The organism is Gordonia polyisoprenivorans (genome assembly GCF_017654315.1).
GTDB classification, from domain to species: Bacteria; Actinomycetota; Actinomycetes; order Mycobacteriales; family Mycobacteriaceae; genus Gordonia; species Gordonia polyisoprenivorans_A.
The window spans coordinates 4,306,044-4,326,900 of the sequence record NZ_CP072203.1 but is presented as its reverse complement, the minus strand read 5'-3'; the positions used below and the strand labels follow the sequence as shown (position 1 = coordinate 4,326,900).

Here is a 20,857-nt window from a genome sequence, read left to right as displayed (position 1 = left end):
AGTCCCTGCAGTGAGCACAACACCCACCGACACCGACACCGGCTCGACGGTGCATCCCTGCTTTGCCGACGTTCCCGACGTGGCCGCCCGTCTGCGTGGCACCGGCTACCTCGCCGACGACGCCACCGCGACCGCCACCTTCCTGGCCGACCGGCTCGGCAAACCGCTGCTGGTCGAGGGCCCCGCCGGGGTCGGCAAGACCGAGCTGGCCCGGGCCATCGCCGCCGCCACCGACGCCGAACTGGTGCGGCTGCAGTGCTACGAAGGCATCGACGAGGCGCGGGCGCTCTACGAGTGGAACCACGCCAAGCAGATCCTGCACATCCAGGCGACCGGCACCCGGGACTGGGCGGAGGCCAAGACCGACATCTTCTCCGAGGAGTTCCTGCTGCCCCGTCCGCTGTTGACCGCGATCTCGCGGCCCGGTGCCACGGTGCTGCTCATCGACGAGATCGACAAGGCCGACGTCGACATGGAGGGCCTGCTGCTCGAGGTGCTCAGCGACTTCGCGGTCACCATCCCCGAGATGGGTACCGTCGTCGCCGCCCGGCGTCCGATCGTGCTGTTGACCTCCAACGCCACCCGCGAATTGTCCGAGGCACTCAAGCGCAGGTGTCTCTACCTGTACATCGATTTTCCGGATGCCAAGCGGGAGAAGGACATTCTCGCATCCCGGGTGCCCGCCCTCACCGAGTCGCTGGCGGCCGAACTCGTCCGGGTGGTCGGCGTCCTGCGCACCCTCGACATCCGCAAGAAGCCGTCGGTGGCCGAGACCATCGACTGGGCGAACACCCTGCTCGCCCTCGGTGCCGGAGAACCGACCTCCGGGTCGTCGGCCCGGGGCCTGGACAACGGGCTGATCGCTCGCACCCTCGGTGTGGTGCTCAAGCATCGGCCGGATCTGACCACCGCCATCAAAGAACTCAAACTCGGCTGATGTCGGCTGCGCCGGAAACCGCACCGTTCGTCGCACACCTCACCGACTTCGTCGACGAACTGCGCCGACGCGGGGTGGTGGTCGGGCCGTCGAACCTGATCGACGCCGCACGCGCCGTCGAGGTCCTCGACCTGCTCGACCGCAGCAGTCTGCGAGAGGGGCTCGCGGCGACGCTGCTCGACAACCACCTGCACCGGCCGGCCTTCGATCGGCTCTTCGACCTGTGGTTCCCGGCCGCGCCCGGTGCGCGCACCAGCACCGAGGATCTGCCGCGCACCGCCGACGGCGAGGTCGACGTCGCCGCCACCCGTGACGCGCTGGCCGCGCTGCTGGCCGACCCCGACTCGGAGGCCGACGGCCGTCTCGACGCGATGGTCGCCGAGATCGTCGAAATGCTGGGGCGGTACGAATCCGCCCGCGGTGAGGCGTATTCGGCCTACCAGGCGCTGTCCTCGATCGACCCGCAAACCCTGATCGCCCGGATCGCGGCGGCGATGGCCGGCGGCTCGCCATCGGATCTCGATCTGGGTACCGAACCGATGTTCCGCCGCGCCGCCGGTGATCGGGCCGCAGCGGTGCGCGCGGCGATCGAACGCGAAACCCAACGGCGGATGTCGGCGCGCAACGGTCGCGAACGCGTCGGCGAGTACGCGGTGCCCAACCTGCCGGAGAACATCAACTTCCTCACCGCGGGCGCCAGGCAACAGGCCGAACTGCGCCGCACCATCGACCCATTGGCCCGATTGTTGGCCGCGCGGTTGGAGATCCGGCGCCGACGCGCCCACCGCGGTCCCGTCGACGTGCGGACCACCCTGCGCGCGTCGATGTCGACCGGCGGGGTGCCCATCGAACTGCGCCACCGCAAACCCCGGCCCGGACGGCCCGAACTGATCGTCATCTGCGACGTGTCCGGCTCGGTCGCCGGGTTCTCCCAATTCACCCTCAACCTCGTCTACGCACTGCGCCGGCAGTTCTCGAAGGTCCGGGTGTTCGCCTTCATCGACACCGTCGACGAGGTGACCGACCTGTTCGACCCGCGCAACGACGCCGACGCCGGATTCGGCGGGGACGCCCGGGCGGCGATGCATCGGATGATCTCGACCGCCCGGCTCATCACCCGCGACGGGCACTCCGACTACGGCAACATGCTGCGCGGCTTCGTCGACGAATACGCCGAGACGCTCACCCATCGCGGCGCACTGCTGATCCTCGGCGACGCCCGGACCAACTTCGGCTTCCCCCGCACCGAACTACTCGCCCAGCTCGTCGAACGCGCACGCCACGCCTACTGGCTCAACCCCGAAGCCGGCGCCGAATGGGGCACCGGCGACTCGGCCGCCGACGACTACGCGGAGATCATCGACATGTTCGAATGCCGCAACGCCCGCCAGCTCGCCACCGTCATCGCCGACCTGCTACCGGTATGACGATGCGCCCGCCCGCCGTCGCGACCGGCTCGCCGGGTCCCACCGCGTAGACTCACCCTTCATGTCCACCGACCGCCCGCAGGCGCGCCGTCGCATCGGCGTGATGGGTGGCACGTTCGACCCGATCCACAACGGTCACCTGGTGGCGGCCAGCGAGGTCGCACACCGGTTCTCGCTGCACGAGGTGATCTTCGTACCCACCGGCCGGCCCTGGCAGAAACTCGGCGAGGACGGTGGATCGGAGACCGGCGGGGATGACCAGCGCCGTAGTGCCGACCAGCGCCGCAGTGCCGACCAGCGCCGCAGTGCCGATCAGCGCCGCAAGGACGACGAGCGCAGCAAACAGGTCTCACCCGCCGAGGACCGCTACCTGATGACGGTCATCGCGACCGCATCCAACCCGCGCTTCTCGGTGAGCCGCGTCGACATCGACCGCGAGGGCTACACCTACACCGTCGACACACTGCGTGATCTGCACGCGATCCTGCCCGACGCGGAACTGTTCTTCATCACCGGCGCCGATGCCCTCGAATCGATCCTCTCCTGGCAGAACTGGGAAGAACTGTTCGAACTCGCCAACTTCATCGGCGTCAGCCGGCCCGGCTACGAACTCAATGCGAGTCACCTCGCCCAGCATCTGCAGGACCTGCCGCCGGAAACACTGCAGATGCTCGAGATCCCGGCCCTGGCGATCTCCTCGACCGAGTGCCGCGCGCGCGCCGCGCAAGGGCGCCCGGTCTGGTACCTCGTTCCCGACGGCGTCGTGCAGTACATCGCCAAGCGGCGCCTCTATCGACCGCTGCGCAACAACTCCGCCCGGGTGTCGGCGCCGTGACCGAACCCGCCGATCGACATCACGCCCCGCACGGGGCGACCGCCGTAATGAAAGGACCTGTGTGACTGCATCAGCCGAGGCATTGGCGATGGCGCGAGTGGCTGCCCTGGCAGCCGAGGACAAACTCGGTCACGACGTCGCCGTCATCGACGTCTCCGAACAGTTGGTGATCACCGACCTGTTCGTCATCGCATCCGCCGACAACGAACGTCAGGTCAACGCCATCACCGACGAGGTCGAGGACAAGTTGCGCGAGGCCGGCTACAAACCGGCGCGCCGTGAGGGCACTCGTGAAGGCCGTTGGGCGCTCCTGGATTACATCGACATCGTGATCCACATCCAGCACGCCGACGAGCGCGCCTTCTATGCGCTGGAAAGCCTGTGGAAGGACTGCCCGACCGTCGACGTGACCGGCGATCAGGACCCCGAGTGAGCGGCGGTCCCGACAGCGGCGACACCTCCGTCGAACGTCTCACGCCGATCGTGCGCCGGTTGATCCTGTTGCGGCACGGGCAGACCGGTTACAACGCCACCAGCCGGATGCAGGGACAGCTCGACACCGATCTCTCCGAACTCGGTGTGCAGCAGGCAAAGTCGGCTGCAGCCGCGCTGGCCGACAAGAATCCGATGGTGATCCGGTCGTCGGATCTGCGGCGCGCCCGCGACACCGCCGAGGCGTTGGCCTTGGCGACCGGACTGACGGTCGACACCGACGAGCGGCTCCGCGAAACACACCTGGGGCAGTGGCAGGGCCTGACCCATCTGGAGGTCGACGCGCAGGCACCCGGTGCCCGGGCGATCTGGCGTGATGACGCCACGTGGGCGCCGCCGGGCGGCGAGAGCCGCACCGACGTCGCCGCCCGGGCGGTACCGGTCGTCACCGAACTCGTTGCCGCACTGGATGACTGGGGGACAGGCGCATCACCTGAGGCGCCGGTCGTGCTGGTCGCGCACGGCGGGGTCATTGCCGCGATGACCGCCGCCCTGCTGGATCTGCCGGTGGCGCGGTGGCCGATTCTCGGCGGCCTGGCCAACACCAGCTGGGTGCAGTTGTCCGGGCACGCGGCACCCGGGGAGAGTCCGCGGTGGCGCCTGGACGTGTGGAACGCCTCGGCCGAGGTGGCCGACGCGGCAATCCAGTGACCGTGCCCGATCCCGCGGGGCCCGAATCCGCGGGGCCTGATCCCGCGGGGCCCGATCCCATACCGGCCGCGGGCACCGACGGTTGCCTGCTCGTACTGTCGGACTCCCTCGCGTACTACGGTCCCGGCGGCGGCCTGCCCGCCGACGATCCGCGGATCTGGCCGAACCGTCTCGGCGCACACGTCGGCCTGTCGACGCGGCTGTTCGGCCGGGTCGGGTGGACCAGCCGTGACGTGTGGTGGGCGCTGACCCAGGATCCCAACATCTGGTCGGCGGTGCCGTCGGCGCGTGCGGTCGTGCTGGCGATCGGCGGCATGGACAGCCTGCCGTCGCCGCTGCCGACAGCCCTGCGCGAACAGATCCGGTACCTACGTCCACCGCGCCTGCGGCAGGTGGTGCGCAGCGGATACCAGTGGTGGCAGCCACGCGCGTCGCGTCTCGGCTGGCCGGTGGCGCTCCCGCCGAAAGTGACCGTCGAGCATCTGGACAAGGTGGTCGACGCGCTCACCCGACTGCGGCCCGATCTGCCCATCGTGGTGTGCCTGCCGCCGACACACCGCAGTCCCTACTACGGGAATGTCCATTCCGGTCGTATCCCGACGACGGCGGCCATGCAACAGTGGGCATCGTCGGCGGGGCTGCCGACCGTCGAGTTCTACTCGATCACCCGGGCCCACTTCGCCGACTCCGCCGCGGAGATGAACCCGGACGGGATTCACTGGGGGTTCGACTGTCACCGGCAGATCGCCGATGCGGTCGCCGGGGTCCTCGACCCGATCCTGACGAACACGGAGCACGGTGGCCGAGCGCACCCGGAGTGACCCGCACCGGCGTGGGACGCCCGGATGCAACGGCTAACGTAGACCCGTGCCTGTCGTCGTCGTCACCGATTCCTCGGCCCGCCTCCCAGCTGCGATCGCCGAGTACTACCGGATCTCGGTGGTCCCGCTGCACCTCGCGCTCGACGGTATCGACTACCGCGAGGGCATCGACGACATCCCCGACGATCTGATCACCCGATCGGGTGTGACGACCTCGGGTGCCAATCCGCAGGAACTCGCCGCGGCATTCGATGCCGCGGTGGCGGCGAGCGACGGTGCCGGGGTGGTCGCGGTGATGATGTCGCGGCGCCTGTCGGGGACGTGGGGTGCCGCGCGGCTGGCCGCCGAGAACCATCCCGGGTTGATCAGGGTCGTCGACAGCCGCTCGGTGGGGCTGGGTCTGGGCTTCGCCGCGATCGCCGCCGCGCAGGCTGCGGCCGCCGGCGCCGACCGTGACCGGGTGTACGAGTCGGCGATCCGGCAGGCCTCCACCGCCGAATCACTGATCTGCGTGCAGAGTCTGGACAACCTGCGCAACAGCGGCCGGATCAGTGCGGCGGGCAAACTCCTCGGGTCGGCGTTGTCGATCAAACCCATCCTCGCCATCGACGATGGCATCCTCACCTTGCGTGAGCGGCAACGGACGTTTTCGCGGGCGGTGGCGAAGATGACCGACACGGCAGTCGAATTTGCCGACGGCCGGGCGGTGACGCTGGGCGTGCAACACTGCCAGATCCCGGACGCCGCACACGATCTCGTCATTGCCGTCCGCGAACGTCTGCGTGTGGTGACCTCTGCACTGACCGTCGACCTCGGTCCGATCCTCGGTAGTCACATCGGACCGGGCGCACTCGGCCTGACGGTGACCACCCATCTGGATCCGATCGAGGGTGCAGACCAGGTCGACTGACCCGCCGGCTTTTCCCGATCCGCAGTCCACAGATCCGCGACACTGCACAGATCGCCGGCGACGACGGCGCAGGCGACCTCAGGGGCTGTGAATCGACTTAGGCTCGCCGCCATGAGTGACACGTCACGAACACCGCGTCGGGCCGGCGTCGAGGACTCCCACGCCCGCTCCCGGCGTCGTTCGGCACTCGACCGACTCTCCGGGCTCGAGCGCGTGAGCGGTGGTGCGCTTGCTCCTGCTGTCGAACCCGATGATGTTGCGCCGCAACGTGATACCTCCGAGAACCCGGAGGTCGACACGTCACCGACGCGGACCGCGGTCGACGACGGGTGGGGTGCGGTGGCACTGCCGGGTTGGCTCGATCCGATCGCCACCGATCCCGCCCCGGCCTACCCGAACTCCGACGGCGCTGCTCACGCCGGTGCCGCCAACCGTCGTCCGGGTGACGGTGATCGGTATCCCGATGAGGACCTCGTCCCCGATCCCGACGACGACATCGAGGACGGACTCGACGACCGTCCGCGTCGTCGCTTCGCCGTCGCCCCGCCGGCCGCGATCGCCATCATTCTCGTCGGCGTCGTGGCATGTGTGATCGCCGGATTCGGCCTGTTCGGCGATTCCGGGGCGGCACCCGCGGTGGACTTCGGCGCACCGGGCGGGCCGGCCACGTCGTCGAACCCCTCGGATGCCGTATCCGCGCCGTCGCGCGCATCCGCCTCGGACACGGGGCAGCCGCCCGTCGCCACTCCCGAGGTGGTCGTCAGCGTCGTCGGACTGGTCCACCGGCCAGGTCTGGTCCGGCTCCGCAGCGACGCCCGGATCGCCGACGCACTCGCCGCCGCCGGTGGCACGCGGGAGGGCGCCGACACGGTGTCGTTGAATCTGGCGCAACCTGTTCGCGACGGCGACCAGATCCTCGTGGGCTACGCGGCCCAGGAGGGCAGGCTCGCATTGCGCAGCGCGGTCGTGCCCTCGGCAGGCACATCCACCGCCGCCGGCACCGCGGTACCGTCGGGGACCGGTGCCACCGCAGGACAGGCCTCGACAGGTGCGGGCGCGTCGTCCCCGGCCGCCGGCGCCGCCGGGAACGCGGGCGGTCCGGTCAATCTGAACACCGCATCGGAGTCCGAACTCGACGCACTACCCGGTGTCGGCCCGGTCACCGCGCAGGCGATCATCGACTACCGCACGCGCAACGGCACTTTCAGCTCCGTCGAGCAGCTCGGCGAGGTCGACGGCATCGGGCCGTCGCGGCTGGCCAAGCTGCGCGGACTGGTGACGGTGTGAATGCGTGATCAGGATCTGCGCCTGCTGTCGCCGGCGGTGGCGGTGTGGATCATCACCGCGGTATGCCTCGGCGCCACGGTGCAGGTGGCGGTGATGATCGCGGTGTCCTCGACGGTTGTCGCGGTCGTCGTCGTGCTGATGTGGCGGACACGGCGCCTGCGATGGGAGATCGCCGGCCCGGCGGTGGTGTGTGCGGTGCTCGCCGCCACGTGCGCGACGGCGATGGCGTTGCGGCTGGAAACCCGTGACCGTCATCCGGTGCACGAGATGCGTGGCAAGGTCACGATGTGGCTGACGCTGCGTGAGGATCCGGTGGCGTTCGGACCCGCCGCGGCAGGCATGGTGCGGGCCCGGGTCGAGATCGACGCCGTCGCACGGCGATCGGTGACCTCAGCTCCGGCCGAACTCGTCGGCCGGATGCAGTCGTGGGCGGGTGTGCTTCCGGGGCAACGTGTTCGCGTCCTGGTGACGGTGCGTCCGCCGCCACCGGGAGAGCTCGTCGTCGCGCGGTTGACCACGTCGGGCGCGCCGACGCTGCTGGGCCGGCCCCCACCGCACCAGCGGTTCGCCGGCCACATCCGGGAACGGTTGCAGCGCAGCGCCGCACGGGCGCTGTCGCCGGAGGCATCGGGATTGTTCCCGGGGTTGGTCCTCGGCGACGAGAGCGCGCTGTCCTCGGAGGTCCGCGACGACTTCCGGGCCGCCGGTCTGCTCCACCTGACCGCGGTCTCCGGGGCCAACTTCGCGGTGGTGTGCGGTGCGGTGATCTTCGCGTTCCGGTTGGCCGGCGCGTCACCGAAGGTGGTGGTCGTCGCCGGTGCCCTGACGATCATCGGCTTCGTCATCCTCGTGCGGCCGTCGCCGAGCGTGCTGCGCGCGGCGATGATGGGCGGGGTGGGCCTGCTGGCATTGCTGAGCTCGCGGCGTTCGCAGGCGTTGCCGGCGCTCGGCGCGGCCGTCATCGGGGGTGTGTTGTGGTGGCCGGAGCTGGCCCGAGAACCGGGATTTGTGCTGTCGGTCGTGGCCACGGCGGGCCTCGTGATGGTCGCCCCCGGTATCCGGGATGCGCTGCGGGCCGTTCGGGTGCCCGCCGGGATCGCCGAGGTGACGGCGATGGCGGTTGCCGCCGCGGTGACCACCTCCCCGATGATCGCGTACCTGTCGGGCACCCTCAGCCTGGTGACGGTGGTGGCGAATGTGGCGGTCGCGCCGGTGGTGGCCGTCGTCGGGATCGTCGGCACCGCGGCAGCGCTGATCGGGGCGGCCGGAGGGACCGATGGCGTGCCGATGATGTTCTCGGAGTTGATGATCCGCGCGATGGCACCCGAGGTGTGGTGGATGATCACGTGCGCCGATCGCCTCGGGTCGTGGCGATGGGCGGTGATCGCGATACCGGAGGGCTGGCCCGGGGTGATGGTGTCGTTGACGTGCTCGGCCGTGATCGTCGCCGTCGCGGAGGTTCTCCGGCGCATCGACGCCGACGCGGTGCGGATCGCGGTGCTCCGGTGTCGGCGGGGTCTGGCACGATGGGGCCCGTGACCGAACGTCTGCATCTGCTCCTGGGGGACGACGACTTCCTCACCGGCCGTGTCATCGACGATGTGGTGGCGCAGCGGTCGGCGGCCACCGGGACCGACGTCCCGGTGACCAGGGTGCGTGCCGGTGACGTCACCGGCCCCGAACTCGCCGAATTGCTGAGCCCGTCGTTGTTCGCCGACGAGCGGGTGGTGGTCGTCGAGTCGGCCGCCGATGCCGGTAAGCAGCCGGCGGCGCTGATCTCCGAGACCGCACGGGAGTTGCCCGAGGGCGTCACGCTGCTGGTGGTACACACGGGTGGCGGCCGCGCGAAATCGCTCGCCGCCGATCTCCGCAAGGCTGACGCCACCGTGCACGAGTGTGTCGCGCCGCGGTGGCCGTCGGAGCGTATGACATTCGTCCGCAACGAGTTCCGGACGCTGGGCGTGCGGGTCTCCAACGATGTGGTGGAGGTGATCGTCGAATCCGTCGGCGCCCAGTTGCGTGAACTGGCGGCCGCGTGCAGCCAACTCGTCGCCGATACCGGTGGCAAGGTCGACGAGGAATCGGTGCGGCTGTACTACCAGGGCCGCCCGGAGGTCAGTGGCTTCGAGGTCGCCGACAAGGCGGTCGCCGGAGACCGTGCCGGTGCACTCGAGTCGCTGGCGTGGGCGTTGCACCACGGTGTCCCGCGAGTGCTGCTGGCCGACGCCCTGGCCGAGGCGGTGCATGCGATCGCCCGTGTGCGTGCGCTCGGGAACGTCGATGCCTCCGCGGCAGCCGAATTGGGGATGTCGCCGCGTCGGGTGAAGAACGCCCAGGCGCAGGGACGGGCGTGGGATTCGGAGTCGATCGCCGAGGCAGTGGTGGTCGTCGCCGCCCTCAACGGGGATGTGAAGGGGCAGGCCGCCGACGCGGACTTCGCGTTGACCGATGCGGTCGCCCGGGTCGCCGGGCTGCGACCCGCGGGTCGCCGGCGCGCGGGCTAGGACCGGGTGCGCCCCACGCACTTCACCCCGGTGACCGCGTGGGGATCACCGGGGTGAAGTACAGAAGCAGCGTCCGATTTCTCCGGACTGCAGCAGCCGTTTCAGGCGCTCGCGGTCGGGAGGGCCCGCCGGCGGTTCGATGCCGCCAGCCGGTCAGGGTTGCCGACGATTCAGAGTTTGTTGAGAGCCAGCGCCATCGCCGACTTCTTGTTGGCGGCCTGGTTGGCGTGGATGACGCCCTTGCTGGCGGCCTTGTCGAGCTTGCGACTGGTGGTCACCAGCAGGTCGCCGGCCTTGTCCTTGTCGCCGGCGTCCACGGCCTCACGGAAACCGCGGATCGCGGTGCGCAGGGAGGACTTGACCGACTGGTTGCGCTGCCGACGGATCTCGTTGCTGCGGTTGCGCTTGACCTGGGACTTGATGTTTGCCACGCGTGTGTACCTCGTCTGTGTAGTTCGTGTTCGTGCTCGGTGTTCGTACTTGCGGTCGTGTCTCGTCGGGTTGCGATGAACCCGACGAACCCCGACGGGCTCGGGCCGGATCTCCAGACGCTCCCGAGCAGGCCGGACCCGATTCCGATGGTCGGGGTCGGGCGACACTGCGACAGCGATCGAGTTTACCAGCCGGACACCTGCCCCCAAAATCGCGACGGCGAGGAGCGTGCGTCGCTTCTCCCGCCCGCCTCATCGATGAGCCGACCCCCCAGCCGATACCCAGCATCGCATCAGCGGCATCGGAGATTTCGGGCACTATCCTGACGATCATCATGTCCGTCGTCTACATCCACATCGGGTTGCCCAAGACCGGCACCACGCACCTGCAGGACCGGCTCTGGCACAACCGGGACCTCGCCCTGCAGGAGTCGGGTCTGCTCTACCCGGGCAACGAGATCTCCGACCACTTCCACGCCGCGGCACATCTGCAGCCGGACCGCTACCTCGACTGGGTCGATCCGGCCCATGCCCGGACCTGGGCGTCGATGGTCGGGCAGATGCGGCCGTGGCCCCAGACCTCGCTGGTTTCGCACGAATTGTTCGCCACCGCCACCGCCGATCAGGCGCGGCGCCTGGTCGCGGACCTCTCGTTCGCCGACGAGGTCCACGTCATCGCGACCGTCCGAGATCTGGCGCGTCAGTTGCCGTCGGTGTGGCAGGAGAACGTCAAGAACCAGCGGCGCGCCTCGTTCGACGAGTTCGTGACCTCGGTGCGGGCACATGCGGCGTCGCCGGGCGGCGTGGCCGGGGCGCCCGCCGCTCTGCCGGAGGAAGAGCCCTTCTGGGAATTCCAGGACCATGTGCGCATCCTGGCTCGCTGGGCGGAGGTGGTCGGCGCCGAGCGGGTCCACGTGGTGACCGTGCCGCGCACCCGTGGCGTCGGCGACGGACTGTGGGAACGGTTCCTGTCGGTGCTCGGTGTCGACCCGACGCCGTTGACCGTTCCGGTCCCGAATCTCAACACGTCACTGTCGGCGGCCCAGACCGAGATGCTGCGACAGCTCAACACCCGGTTGCAGCCCGACGTCGTGGACTGGCAGCGATACGAGCGGGTCCTCAAGGAACAGGTGGTCGCCCACATCATGTCGGGCCGGTCCGACGGGGCTCCGCACGGCTTGTCACCCGAACAGCGGGCATGGGCCGCCGATCGGTCCGCCGAGATGATCGCCGGGCTGCGATCCGCGGGCTATCCGGTCGTCGGCTCACTCGACGACCTGCAGGTACCACACGAGCGCGACGACGCCGCGGCGGCACCTCACGCCGACGAGGTCCTCGCTGCGGCGCTCGACACGCTGGCCGAGATGATCATCCGGTCGCCGATGCCGGTGACACGCCCGGCTGCGCAAACGCGTGCGATGAATCTGGTGCGTCGCGCACGCCGGCGGGTCCTGGCCCTACGGCGCACGATCGGCGGCTGAGTCCCGCCTGGGCCGATCGCCCGGGCCGGCAGCGGCGTCGGGGTCCGCCGACCACCATGCCGAATCGCGGAATCTGAGGCAACATGTCAGGTTATGAGCCCTGCATCGACGGACACGCCCGCGAAGAAGGCGCGTAAGACCTCTTCGGCGAAGACGACCGCGAATCGCTCGTCGACCGCGAAGCCGGACGGCAAGCCGGCGTCGAATGGGCGGGCGGGCAAGGCGAAGACCGCCACCACCTCTGTAAAGCCCACGGAAACAGGGATTTTCGCGGACTATGAGGTGGCCAAGTCGTTCGGCCGGGCCTACGACGAGATGTTCGACCACCAGGGTGAGGTCCGGTCGGCCTACCGCGGGATCTTCAAGGTCATGGCCGAATCCGAGCGCGCCGACATCGAGGGCCGTATCGACGCGCTCGGCCGCGCCTTCATCGACCAGGGCATCACCTTCTCCCTCTCGGGCAAGGAACGACCGTTCCCGTTGGACGTTGTGCCGCGGGTGATTTCGGCGTCGGAATGGTCCAAGCTCGAAGCCGGTATCACCCAGCGCGTACAGGCGCTCGAGTTGTTTCTCGACGACGTCTACGGCGAGCAGGAGATCCTGCGCGACGGGGTTCTGCCCAAACGGCTGGTGCATTCCTGTGAGCACTTCCATCGGCAGGCCGCAAACATCCGGCCGCCCAACGGCGTCCGGATCCACGTCGCCGGAATCGACCTGATTCGCGACGCCAACGGCGATTTCCGGGTACTCGAGGACAATCTGCGGTCACCGTCGGGTGTGTCGTACGTGATGGAGAACCGGCGCACCATGGCGCGCGTGTTCCCGGATCTGTTCTCCTCGCACAAGGTCCGCGCGGTCGCCGACTATCCGAGCCATCTGCTGCGGGCGCTGCGGGCCTCGGCGGCCTTCAATGAGGCCGACCCGAACATCGTGGTACTCACCCCGGGCGTGGCCAACTCGGCCTACTTCGAGCACTCGCTGCTCGCGCGGCTCATGGGCGTCGAACTCGTCGAGGGCCGTGACCTGTTCTGCCGCGACAACGTCGTCTACATGCGCACCACCGAGGGCGAGCAGCGTGTCGACGTCATCTACCGGCGCATCGACGACGACTTCCTCGATCCGATGCAGTTCCGGCCGGATTCGATGCTCGGCGTTGCCGGTCTGCTCAACGCGGCGCGCGCGGGCAACGTGGTGATCTCGTCGGCGGTGGGCAACGGCGTCGGTGACGACAAGTTGATCTACACCTACGTGCCGGAGATCATCGACTACTACCTCGGCGAGAAACCGATCATCGCCAATGTCGACACGCTGCGGTGCTGGCTTCCCGAGGAATGCGAGGAGGTCCTCGATCGCATCGACGAGCTGGTGGTGAAACCCGTTGAGGGATCGGGTGGTTACGGAATCGTCTTCGGTCCCGACGCGACCCGGGCCGAACTCGACACATTGGCCCGTAAGGTGCGCAACGATCCGCGCGGATGGATCGCACAGCCGGTGGTGCAGTTGTCGACCGTGCCGACCAAGGCCGGAGACAACCTCAGCCCGCGTCACGTCGACCTGCGTCCGTTCGCGGTCAACGACGGCGAATCGGTGTGGGTGCTGCCCGGCGGGCTGACCCGGGTGGCATTGCCGGAGGGATCGCTGGTCGTCAACTCCAGCCAGGGCGGCGGATCGAAGGACACCTGGGTGCTCGCAACCCGCAGCTCCGAGGGTGAGCGCGAGCTCGCCGGCGCCAAGGTCGTCACCAAGAGCGGTGTCGCCGCGGCCCGACCGGCCGAGAGCGCGCCGGATCCGTTGGTGGCGCAGACCCAACAGCAACAGCAGCAGCAGAGTGTCGGCACGCACTCGGCACAGACGCACACACTGGGGTCGATGACCCAGACGCAGATGACCCAGAAGCAGTCGTCTCGATCGGTGCCGACCCAGGACGGTGATGCCCGATGATGTTGGCCCGCAACGCCGAATCCCTCTACTGGATCGGTCGTTACGTCGAGCGCGCCGACGACATGGCACGCCTGCTCGACGTCGCGATCCACCAGTTGCTCGAGGACGCCACCGCCGACGTCGACTCGTCGGTGCGGCTGGTCATCCAGGTCCTGGGACTCGACGCACCCCCGAGTGGAACCGAACTCGATGTCTGGTCGCTGACCGAACGCGTCGCCTACGCCAAGGAGTCGACCGGATCGATCGTCGACCTCATCCGTTCGGCCCGCGAGAATGCCAGGGGCGCACGCGAAGTCACCTCCAGTGAGATGTGGGAGTGCCTCAACACCACCTACAACGGTCTGGCCGATGCCGAGCGTCGATCACGCCGCCTGGGCCCTCACGAGTTCTTGTCGTATGTGAAGAATCGCGCCGCGATGTTCGCCGGACTCGCCGACGCCACGCTCAGCCACGACGACGGTTACCGCTACCTGCTGTTGGGCCGCTCGGTGGAGCGGGTCGACATGACCATCCGCATGCTTCTCGCCCGAGCCGGGGACCGAGCCGGGTCGCCCGCGTGGGTCAACGTGCTGGTGTCGGCGGGCGCACACGACACCTTCCTGCGCACCTACCGCGGCGTCATCAACGCCGAGAACATCGTCGAATTCATGTTGCTGGACCGGCTTTTCCCGCGATCGGTGTTCCACGCACTCAGCGTTGCCGAACACAATCTGGCCGATCTGGAGAAGGGCCCGAGCCGGACCGGCGCCCAGGCCGAGGCGCTGCTCCTACTCGGGCGCGCCCGCAGTTCGCTGGAATTCCTGGAGCCGGGCGATCTGCTCGACGGGTTGCAGGAGCGGCTACTCGATCTGCAGGACACCTGTCGCGCGGTCAACGAGGCGGTCACCGCCCAGTACTTCCATGTGTCGCCGTACGTGTCGTGGGCCGATGCCCGCGTCAGCGACGGTGAGGAGCATGTCATCGAGGAGAGTGAACTGTGAGCTGGCGACTGAGGGTCGTGCATTCGACGGGCTTCGCCTACCAGAGCCCGGTCACCTCGTCCTACAACGAGGCCCGGCTGACACCGCGCAGCGACAGCAGGCAGAACGTCATCGTCAATCGTGTGGAGACCGTTCCGGCGACTCGCTCGTACCGTTACACCGACTACTGGGGGACCGCGGTCACCGCCTTCGATCTCCATGCGCCCCATGAGGAACTCGAGGTCTCGGGGATGTCGGTGGTGGAGACCGAACCCGGCGAACGGCCGGAGGACGACCGCAAACGCGATTGGGACGGCATCCGTAACGAGGAGGTCGAGGACCGCTACGACGAGGCGCTCTCGAACACGCCGTACGTGCCCCGCAACCGCAGTCTGGTGGCGACCGCCAAGAGGCTGACCAAGGGCCTCGATCCCGAAGAGGCCGTCGAGGCGGTATGCCGCTACGTCTACGACGAGATGCAATACGTCCCGGGAACCACCGGTGTGCACACCACCGCGGTCGACGCGTGGAACGAACGCAAGGGCGTGTGCCAGGACTACGCCCACCTGACCCTGCTGATGTTGCGCGGCCTGGGGATCCCGTCTCGCTATGTGTCGGGGTATCTGCATCCGAAACCCAATGCGGCCGTGGACAAGACGGTTGAAGGTCAGAGTCACGCGTGGATCGAGGCCTGGACCGGTGGGTGGTGGGGCTTCGACCCGACCAACTTCACCGAGATCACCGAACAGCACGTCTCGGTCGGCGTCGGCCGCGACTACTCCGACGTCTCGCCGCTCAAGGGCATCTACACCGGTGGTCAGGCCACCGACCTCGATGTCGTCGTGGAGATCACGCGGCTGGCGTGATCACCGCCAGCCGAACCGATCACGCAGTTCCGTTGCGACCCTGTCGAATCGGGCTCGGTCCAGGATCGCGCCCTCGCGTCGGATGCCGTCGGCGTCGACGACGAGAACGCGGTCGAGACGGATGAAGCTCTCGCGATGGTCGGAGTCCCAGCCGCCCGCCCCGATCGAGAGCCAGTTGTCGTCGTCACGGTGATGGTCCTTGCTGGACAACATGAGTGCGAGGACCAGTTCCGACATGACGTCGGTGGAGCCGGCCTCACCCGCGGGGTCCTCGGCCGGGTCGCGGCCGACGACGAGCACCGGGCGATCCTTGCCCTGTGACGGATCCTCCTCGAATTCGACCCAGGTCCAGACGATCTCACCGGGATCGGCATCCCCGTCGAGGTCGGGGGAGTAGCTGATGGCGCGGGCCACCTCGGTGGTGGGGCGCATCGCGTGGCCGTTCATGCGCCGATCTCCCATCATGCGCCGATCTCCCCGAGCAGGAAGTGCTCGACCGCGTCGGCGGCGAGGGGAGCGGTCGGTTTCTTCGTCGGATCGAGGTTGTGGCCTGCCTTGGCGATCTCCACCAGCCGGGTCGGGGCGGGGATCAGGTCGATCGCCGCCTCGATCTCGTCGGTCGTGGCGAACGGGTCGGTGCTGCCGTGGACGACGAGCGTCGGGACGGTGATCGAGGGCAGATGTTCGGTGCGGGACTTCTCGGGTTTGCCCGGCGGGTGCAACGGGTAGGAGCTCAACATCAGGCCGTCGGCGGCCTCGGCGCCGTCCTCGGCCAGCACCATTGAGGCCTGTCGTCCGCCGTAGGAGTGGCCGCCGACGATCAGCGGGCCCGTCGACAACGACCGAAAGGCCGCGCAGGCGGCGCGCACACCATCACGGTCGGCGGCCGCGGTCGACGGACTCGGCGGCCCCTTGGGGCGGCGCTGACGGTAGGGCAGGTCGATCCGGGCCACGGCAAATCCGCGGCCGGAGAGTTCGCTCGCGTAGGCGAGCAGGATCGCGGTGTCCCGGTTGCCCCCGGCGCCGTGTGCCAGGACGACGGTCGCCCGCGGTGTCTGCTGGGGATGATGGATGGTCGCGACGACCGAGCCCTCGTCGTACGGTTCGGTTCCGGTGTTCTCCGCCACAGCGACACGGTATCGCGGGCGGCGCGCGCCGAGCGCTGTCGAGGGGTGGGGAGGGCGCTGTCGGCGGATACAAGAGCGCTGTCGAGGGTGGGGAGGGCGCTGTCGGCGGATACAAGGGCGCTGTGGGGGGTGGGGAGGGCGCTGTCGGGGGTTGTGGGGTGATCGGGTCGGGGCCGCACCGAGGTCGTGACCAAGCGAGGTCATGAGAAACTGGTACGACGCAGCACCGTGTTACCACCGAGGAGTAGTCCGATTCCCACCTTCGCCGACACCACGTTCACCGATCCCGCGCAGATCAGGAACTTCTGCATCATCGCGCACATCGACCACGGGAAGTCCACCCTCGCCGATCGCATGCTGCAACTCACCGGCGTGGTCTCCGATCGGGACATGCGGGCGCAGTACCTCGACCGGATGGACATCGAGCGCGAACGCGGCATCACGATCAAGGCGCAGAACGTGCGGCTGCCGTGGACGGTGACCGGCGCGGACGGCACCGACGAGAGGTACGTGCTGCACCTCATCGACACCCCCGGCCACGTCGACTTCACCTACGAGGTGTCCCGCGCGCTCGAGGCCTGTGAGGGTGCCGTCTTGCTGGTCGATGCCGCGCAGGGCATCGAGGCGCAGACCCTGGCCAATCTCTACCTCGCGATGGACAACGATCTGACCATCATCCCGGTGCTCAACAAGATCGACCTGCCCGCGGCCGATCCCGATCGCTATGCCGCGGAGATCGCCCACATCATCGGGTGCGAGGCCGACGAGGTGCTGCGGGTCTCGGGTAAGACCGGTGCGGGTGTGCCCGCGCTGCTCGACGAGGTGATCCGCCAGGTACCGGCGCCGCAGGGTGACCCGGACGCACCGGCGCGCGCGATGATCTTCGACTCCGTCTACGACACCTATCGGGGCGTGGTCACCTACGTGCGTGTGGTCGACGGCGCGATCGTGCCGCGCGAGAAGATCGCGATGATGTCCACCGGCGCCACCCATGAACTGCTCGAGGTCGGCATCGTCTCGCCCGAGCCCAAGCCGTCCAAGGGGCTCGGCGTCGGCGAGGTCGGGTATCTGATCACCGGCGTGAAGGATGTGCGGCAGTCCAAGGTCGGCGACACTGTGACCACGGCCCGGCACGGCGCGAGTGAGCCGCTCACCGGATATCGCGAGCCCCGCCCGATGGTCTACTCCGGCCTGTATCCGGTGGACGGATCGGACTATCCGGTGCTGCGCGATGCGCTGGACAAGCTGCAGCTCAACGACGCCGCACTCACCTACGACCCGGAGACCTCGGTGGCCCTCGGATTCGGGTTCCGCTGCGGGTTCCTCGGTCTGCTGCACATGGAGATCACCCGTGAGCGACTCGAGCGCGAATTCGATCTCGACCTGATCTCCACGGCGCCCAACGTGGTCTACCGGGTGGTGATGGAAGACGGCGCCGAGCACATCGTCACCAACCCATCGGACTGGCCGGAAGGCAAGGCACGCAACATCTTCGAGCCCATCGTCAAGACCACGATCATCGCGCCGAGCGAGTTCATCGGCGCCATCATGGAGTTGTGCCAGTCGCGGCGCGGCGAACTCGGTGGCATGGACTACCTCTCGGAGACCCGGGTGGAGATGCGCTACACCATGCCGATGGCCGAGATCATCTTCGACTTCTTCGATTCGCTGAAATCCCGGACCCGCGGATATGCCAGTCTCGATTACGAGGAGGCCGGTGAGCAGGAGGCCGATCTGGTCAAGGTGGACATCTTGTTGCAGGGCGAGGCGGTCGACGCCTTCAGTGCGATCGTGCACCGCGACGCCGCCTACACCTACGGCAACAAGATGGCGATCAAGCTCAAAGAACTCATCCCGCGCCAGCAGTACGAGGTGCCGATCCAGGCCGCCATCGGGTCGAAGATCATTGCGCGCGAGAACATTCGAGCGATCCGCAAGGACGTGCTGGCCAAATGCTACGGCGGTGACATCAGCCGTAAACGCAAACTGCTCGAGAAGCAGAAAGAAGGCAAGAAGCGCATGAAGACCATCGGGCGGGTCGACGTGCCGCAGGAGGCGTTCGTGGCGGCACTGTCCACCGATTCGCAGGGCGACAAGCCGAAGGGGAAATGATGACCGCCGGTGGACCGAGTATGAATCCCGTTCTCGCAGTGGGTGATCTACCGCACGGACTGCCGGACTTCGCGTCGATCTCCGACGAGGATTTCTTGCCCGCCTTCACCGAGGCCATGGGCACCCACCTCGACGAGGTCGCCGCGATCGCCGACAACCCGCAACCGCCGACCTTCGCCAACACCGTTGAGGCGCTCGAGTTGTCGGGCCGCGATCTGGCCCGTGCGGCGGGCGTCTTCTTCAACCTCGTCGGCCCTGACACCAATCCGCGGCGCAACGAGATCTCCCAGGAGTTGTCCACGCGGCTGACCGATCACGCGAACACCATCGCGATGAACCCGGCGCTGTTCGCCCGGATCTCGGAGCTGCACGGTCGCGCCGACGAGCTCGGGCTCACCGAGCCGCAACGCCGCCTCCTCGACAAGAGCTACCGCGATGCCGTGCGCGCGGGTGCGGGCCTCGATGCGTCCGGGCAGGCCCAGATGCGTGAGATCTCTTCGCGCCTGGCGTTTCTGACGACCACGTTCTCGCAGAAGATCCTCGATGACACCAACGCCTCGGCGCTGCTCGTCGACGATGTCGCCGAGCTCGACGGACTCGGTGCCGGCCAGATCGCCTCGGCGCGGCGTGCCGCGGCCGAGGCCGGTCACGAGTCCGGCTACCTGATCAGCCTGGAACTGCCCACGAGTCAGTCGGTGCTGACCGAACTGTCCGACGCGCAGACCCGCCGGCGGGTCTTCGACGCCTCGATCTCCCGCTGCGCGCGCGACAACGATTTCGACACACGGGTGTTGCTGCGCGAGATCGTCGTGCTGCGGGCCCGGCGCGCACAACTGCTCGGCTATCGCGATCACGCCGACTACGTGATGGCCGAGCAGACCGCGCCCGATGCCGCAGCCGTGGAGCAGTTGCTGACCGAGTTGATCGGCTCGGCGACGGCTGCGGGCGAGCGGGAGATCGCCGCGCTGACCGAGTACGCACGCAGCACCGACCCGGCCGTCCGGATCGGTGCCGCAGATCTCACCTATTGGCTTGCGCGGCAACGTCGTTCACGATCCGAGGTGGACCTCGACGCGTTCGCCGACTATTGCGAACTCGACACCGTGATCACGCGCGGCGTGTTCTATGCGGCCGGCGTCCTCTACGGATTGAGCTTCACCGAGCGCCCGGATCTGCGCGCCTACCACCCCGATGTGCGCATCTGGGAGGTCTTCGACGAGTCCGGCGGCAGCATCGGGCTGTTCCTGGGCGACTTTTTCGCGCGGCCGTCCAAGCGGGGCGGGGCGTGGATGAACAACATCGTCGATCAGTCGTCTCTGCTCGCGACCCAACCGGTCATCGTCAATGTGCTGAACATCCCCAAACCCGATGCGGGACAACCCGCTCTGCTGAGCGTCGATCAGCTGACCACGCTGTTCCACGAGTTCGGCCACGCCCTGCACGGCCTGCTCTCGGCCGTCGCATACCCGTCGCAGTCGGGGACGTCGGTGCCGCGGGACTTCGTCGAATTCCCCTCACAGGTCAACGAGATGTGGGCGCTGCACCCCGACGTCCTCGCCCACTATGCGCGCCACCACGAGACGGGGGAGCCGATCCCCGCCGAACTCGCCGACGCCGCACGGGCCAACGCCGGCGCCGACACCGCCCACGGCACCATCGAGTATCTCGCCGCATCGGCGCTCGATCTGGCCTGGCACCGACTGTCGGTCGCCGACGCCGAGGCGGTCACCGACGTCGAGGCATTCGAGACCGATGCATTGCGTGCGGCGGGTATCGGAACCGACCTGATCCCACCCCGCTACCGCAGCGCCTACTTCAATCACATCTTCGGCGGTGGTTACTCGGCCGGCTATTACTCCTACATCTGGTCGGAGGTGCTCGACGCCGAGACCGAACGCTGGTTCCTCGCCGAGGGTGGTTTACGTCGGGAGAACGGCACCCGCTTTGCCGCGTCGACGCTGTCTCGCGGCAACAGTGTGGATCCGCTTGTGTCGCATGAGAAGTTGATCGGGCACAAGCCCGAGATCGGGCCGCTGATGCGACGGCGCGGGTTGGTCACCGAGGACGCGTGAACCC

Annotated in this window: 20 protein-coding genes; 16 read left to right on the top strand and 4 right to left on the bottom strand. The window is 68.3% G+C overall.

Annotated elements, in window-relative coordinates; all coding sequences use genetic code 11:
- The first annotated feature begins 10 nt into the window (after nucleotides 1-10).
- The 10 genes from J6U32_RS19525 (at nucleotide 11) to holA (ending at nucleotide 9,864) form a co-directional block, all read left to right on the top strand.
- Entirely contained in the window at nucleotides 11-937 is a 927-nt protein-coding gene (locus J6U32_RS19525; RefSeq protein WP_208791763.1) for an AAA family ATPase, read from the top strand.
- Nucleotides 937-2,364 carry a vWA domain-containing protein gene (locus J6U32_RS19520; protein ID WP_208791762.1) on the top strand — a complete coding sequence of 476 codons (1,428 nt, stop codon included), beginning with the start codon at nucleotides 937-939 and terminating at the stop codon, nucleotides 2,362-2,364. Before J6U32_RS19525 ends, J6U32_RS19520 begins: the two co-directional genes overlap by 1 nt.
- A gap of 61 nt (nucleotides 2,365-2,425) precedes the next feature.
- Entirely contained in the window at nucleotides 2,426-3,199 is a 774-nt protein-coding gene (gene nadD / locus J6U32_RS19515) for a nicotinate-nucleotide adenylyltransferase (protein ID WP_208791761.1), read from the top strand.
- Between the two features lie 61 nt (nucleotides 3,200-3,260).
- A complete protein-coding gene (gene rsfS / locus J6U32_RS19510) occupies nucleotides 3,261-3,632 on the top strand; it encodes a ribosome silencing factor (protein ID WP_208791760.1) in 372 nt (123 codons plus the stop codon).
- Nucleotides 3,629-4,342, top strand: a complete 714-nt coding sequence (locus J6U32_RS19505; protein ID WP_208791759.1) for a histidine phosphatase family protein — start codon at nucleotides 3,629-3,631, stop codon at nucleotides 4,340-4,342. Before rsfS ends, J6U32_RS19505 begins: the two co-directional genes overlap by 4 nt.
- Nucleotides 4,343-4,401: 59 nt before the next feature.
- Nucleotides 4,402-5,163, top strand: coding sequence for a diglucosylglycerate octanoyltransferase (octT, locus tag J6U32_RS19500; RefSeq protein WP_208796222.1), 762 nt, complete (start codon nucleotides 4,402-4,404; stop codon nucleotides 5,161-5,163).
- A 46-nt stretch (nucleotides 5,164-5,209) separates the two neighbouring features.
- The gene (locus J6U32_RS19495; protein ID WP_208791758.1) at nucleotides 5,210-6,073 is read left to right on the top strand and encodes a DegV family protein; all 864 of its coding nucleotides are present in this window, start codon (nucleotides 5,210-5,212) and stop codon (nucleotides 6,071-6,073) included.
- Nucleotides 6,074-6,184: 111 nt separating this feature from the next.
- Nucleotides 6,185-7,360 (top strand): ComEA family DNA-binding protein, encoded by a 1,176-nt coding sequence (locus J6U32_RS19490; protein ID WP_208791757.1) that lies wholly within the window; start codon nucleotides 6,185-6,187, stop codon nucleotides 7,358-7,360.
- On the top strand, nucleotides 7,361-8,899 hold the full coding sequence (locus tag J6U32_RS19485; protein ID WP_208791756.1) for a ComEC/Rec2 family competence protein: 1,539 nt from the start codon (nucleotides 7,361-7,363) through the stop codon (nucleotides 8,897-8,899).
- Nucleotides 8,887-9,864, top strand: coding sequence for a DNA polymerase III subunit delta (gene holA / locus J6U32_RS19480; RefSeq protein WP_208791755.1), 978 nt, complete (start codon nucleotides 8,887-8,889; stop codon nucleotides 9,862-9,864). Before J6U32_RS19485 ends, holA begins: the two co-directional genes overlap by 13 nt.
- 170 nt (nucleotides 9,865-10,034) lie before the next feature.
- Here holA and rpsT read toward each other — a convergent pair whose 3' ends face one another.
- Complete coding sequence (gene rpsT / locus J6U32_RS19475) at nucleotides 10,035-10,295, bottom strand: 30S ribosomal protein S20 (RefSeq protein ID WP_208791754.1); 261 nt, start codon at nucleotides 10,293-10,295, stop codon at nucleotides 10,035-10,037.
- Nucleotides 10,296-10,630: 335 nt separating this feature from the next.
- Here rpsT and J6U32_RS19470 point away from each other — a divergent pair, with 335 nt between their 5' ends.
- A complete protein-coding gene (locus J6U32_RS19470; RefSeq protein ID WP_208791753.1) occupies nucleotides 10,631-11,776 on the top strand; it encodes a sulfotransferase family protein in 1,146 nt (381 codons plus the stop codon).
- 86 nt (nucleotides 11,777-11,862) lie between these two features.
- Here the strand turns inward: J6U32_RS19470 and J6U32_RS27520 are convergent, their stop codons facing one another.
- Complete coding sequence (locus tag J6U32_RS27520) at nucleotides 11,863-12,030, bottom strand: hypothetical protein (protein WP_244332170.1); 168 nt, start codon at nucleotides 12,028-12,030, stop codon at nucleotides 11,863-11,865.
- Between the two features lie 61 nt (nucleotides 12,031-12,091).
- Between J6U32_RS27520 and J6U32_RS19465 the strand changes: the two genes are divergently transcribed.
- The 3 genes from J6U32_RS19465 to J6U32_RS19455 are packed head-to-tail and all read left to right on the top strand — an operon-like array spanning nucleotide 12,092 to nucleotide 15,542.
- Entirely contained in the window at nucleotides 12,092-13,717 is a 1,626-nt protein-coding gene (locus tag J6U32_RS19465; protein ID WP_244333004.1) for a circularly permuted type 2 ATP-grasp protein, read from the top strand.
- The gene (locus J6U32_RS19460) at nucleotides 13,714-14,697 is read left to right on the top strand and encodes an alpha-E domain-containing protein (RefSeq protein ID WP_208791751.1); all 984 of its coding nucleotides are present in this window, start codon (nucleotides 13,714-13,716) and stop codon (nucleotides 14,695-14,697) included. Before J6U32_RS19465 ends, J6U32_RS19460 begins: the two co-directional genes overlap by 4 nt.
- Nucleotides 14,694-15,542, top strand: a complete 849-nt coding sequence (locus tag J6U32_RS19455) for a transglutaminase family protein (protein ID WP_208791750.1) — start codon at nucleotides 14,694-14,696, stop codon at nucleotides 15,540-15,542. Before J6U32_RS19460 ends, J6U32_RS19455 begins: the two co-directional genes overlap by 4 nt.
- On the opposite strand, the gene J6U32_RS19450 is transcribed toward J6U32_RS19455, so the two are convergent.
- Nucleotides 15,543-16,007, bottom strand: coding sequence for a type II toxin-antitoxin system PemK/MazF family toxin (locus J6U32_RS19450; RefSeq protein ID WP_208791749.1), 465 nt, complete (start codon nucleotides 16,005-16,007; stop codon nucleotides 15,543-15,545).
- Nucleotides 16,004-16,669: an alpha/beta hydrolase family protein gene (locus J6U32_RS19445; RefSeq protein WP_208791748.1), complete on the bottom strand. Its 666-nt coding sequence runs from the start codon at nucleotides 16,667-16,669 to the stop codon at nucleotides 16,004-16,006. Before J6U32_RS19445 ends, J6U32_RS19450 begins: the two co-directional genes overlap by 4 nt.
- A 186-nt stretch (nucleotides 16,670-16,855) precedes the next feature.
- On the opposite strand from J6U32_RS19445, the gene lepA reads away from it, so the two are divergent.
- Both lepA and J6U32_RS19435 read left to right on the top strand, forming a co-directional pair.
- Nucleotides 16,856-18,781, top strand: a complete 1,926-nt coding sequence (gene lepA, locus J6U32_RS19440; RefSeq protein ID WP_425324075.1) for a translation elongation factor 4 — start codon at nucleotides 16,856-16,858, stop codon at nucleotides 18,779-18,781.
- The gene (locus J6U32_RS19435; protein WP_425324074.1) at nucleotides 18,778-20,853 is read left to right on the top strand and encodes a M3 family metallopeptidase; all 2,076 of its coding nucleotides are present in this window, start codon (nucleotides 18,778-18,780) and stop codon (nucleotides 20,851-20,853) included. The genes lepA and J6U32_RS19435 overlap by 4 nt, the downstream gene beginning before the upstream one ends.
- Nucleotides 20,854-20,857 lie beyond the last annotated feature (4 nt).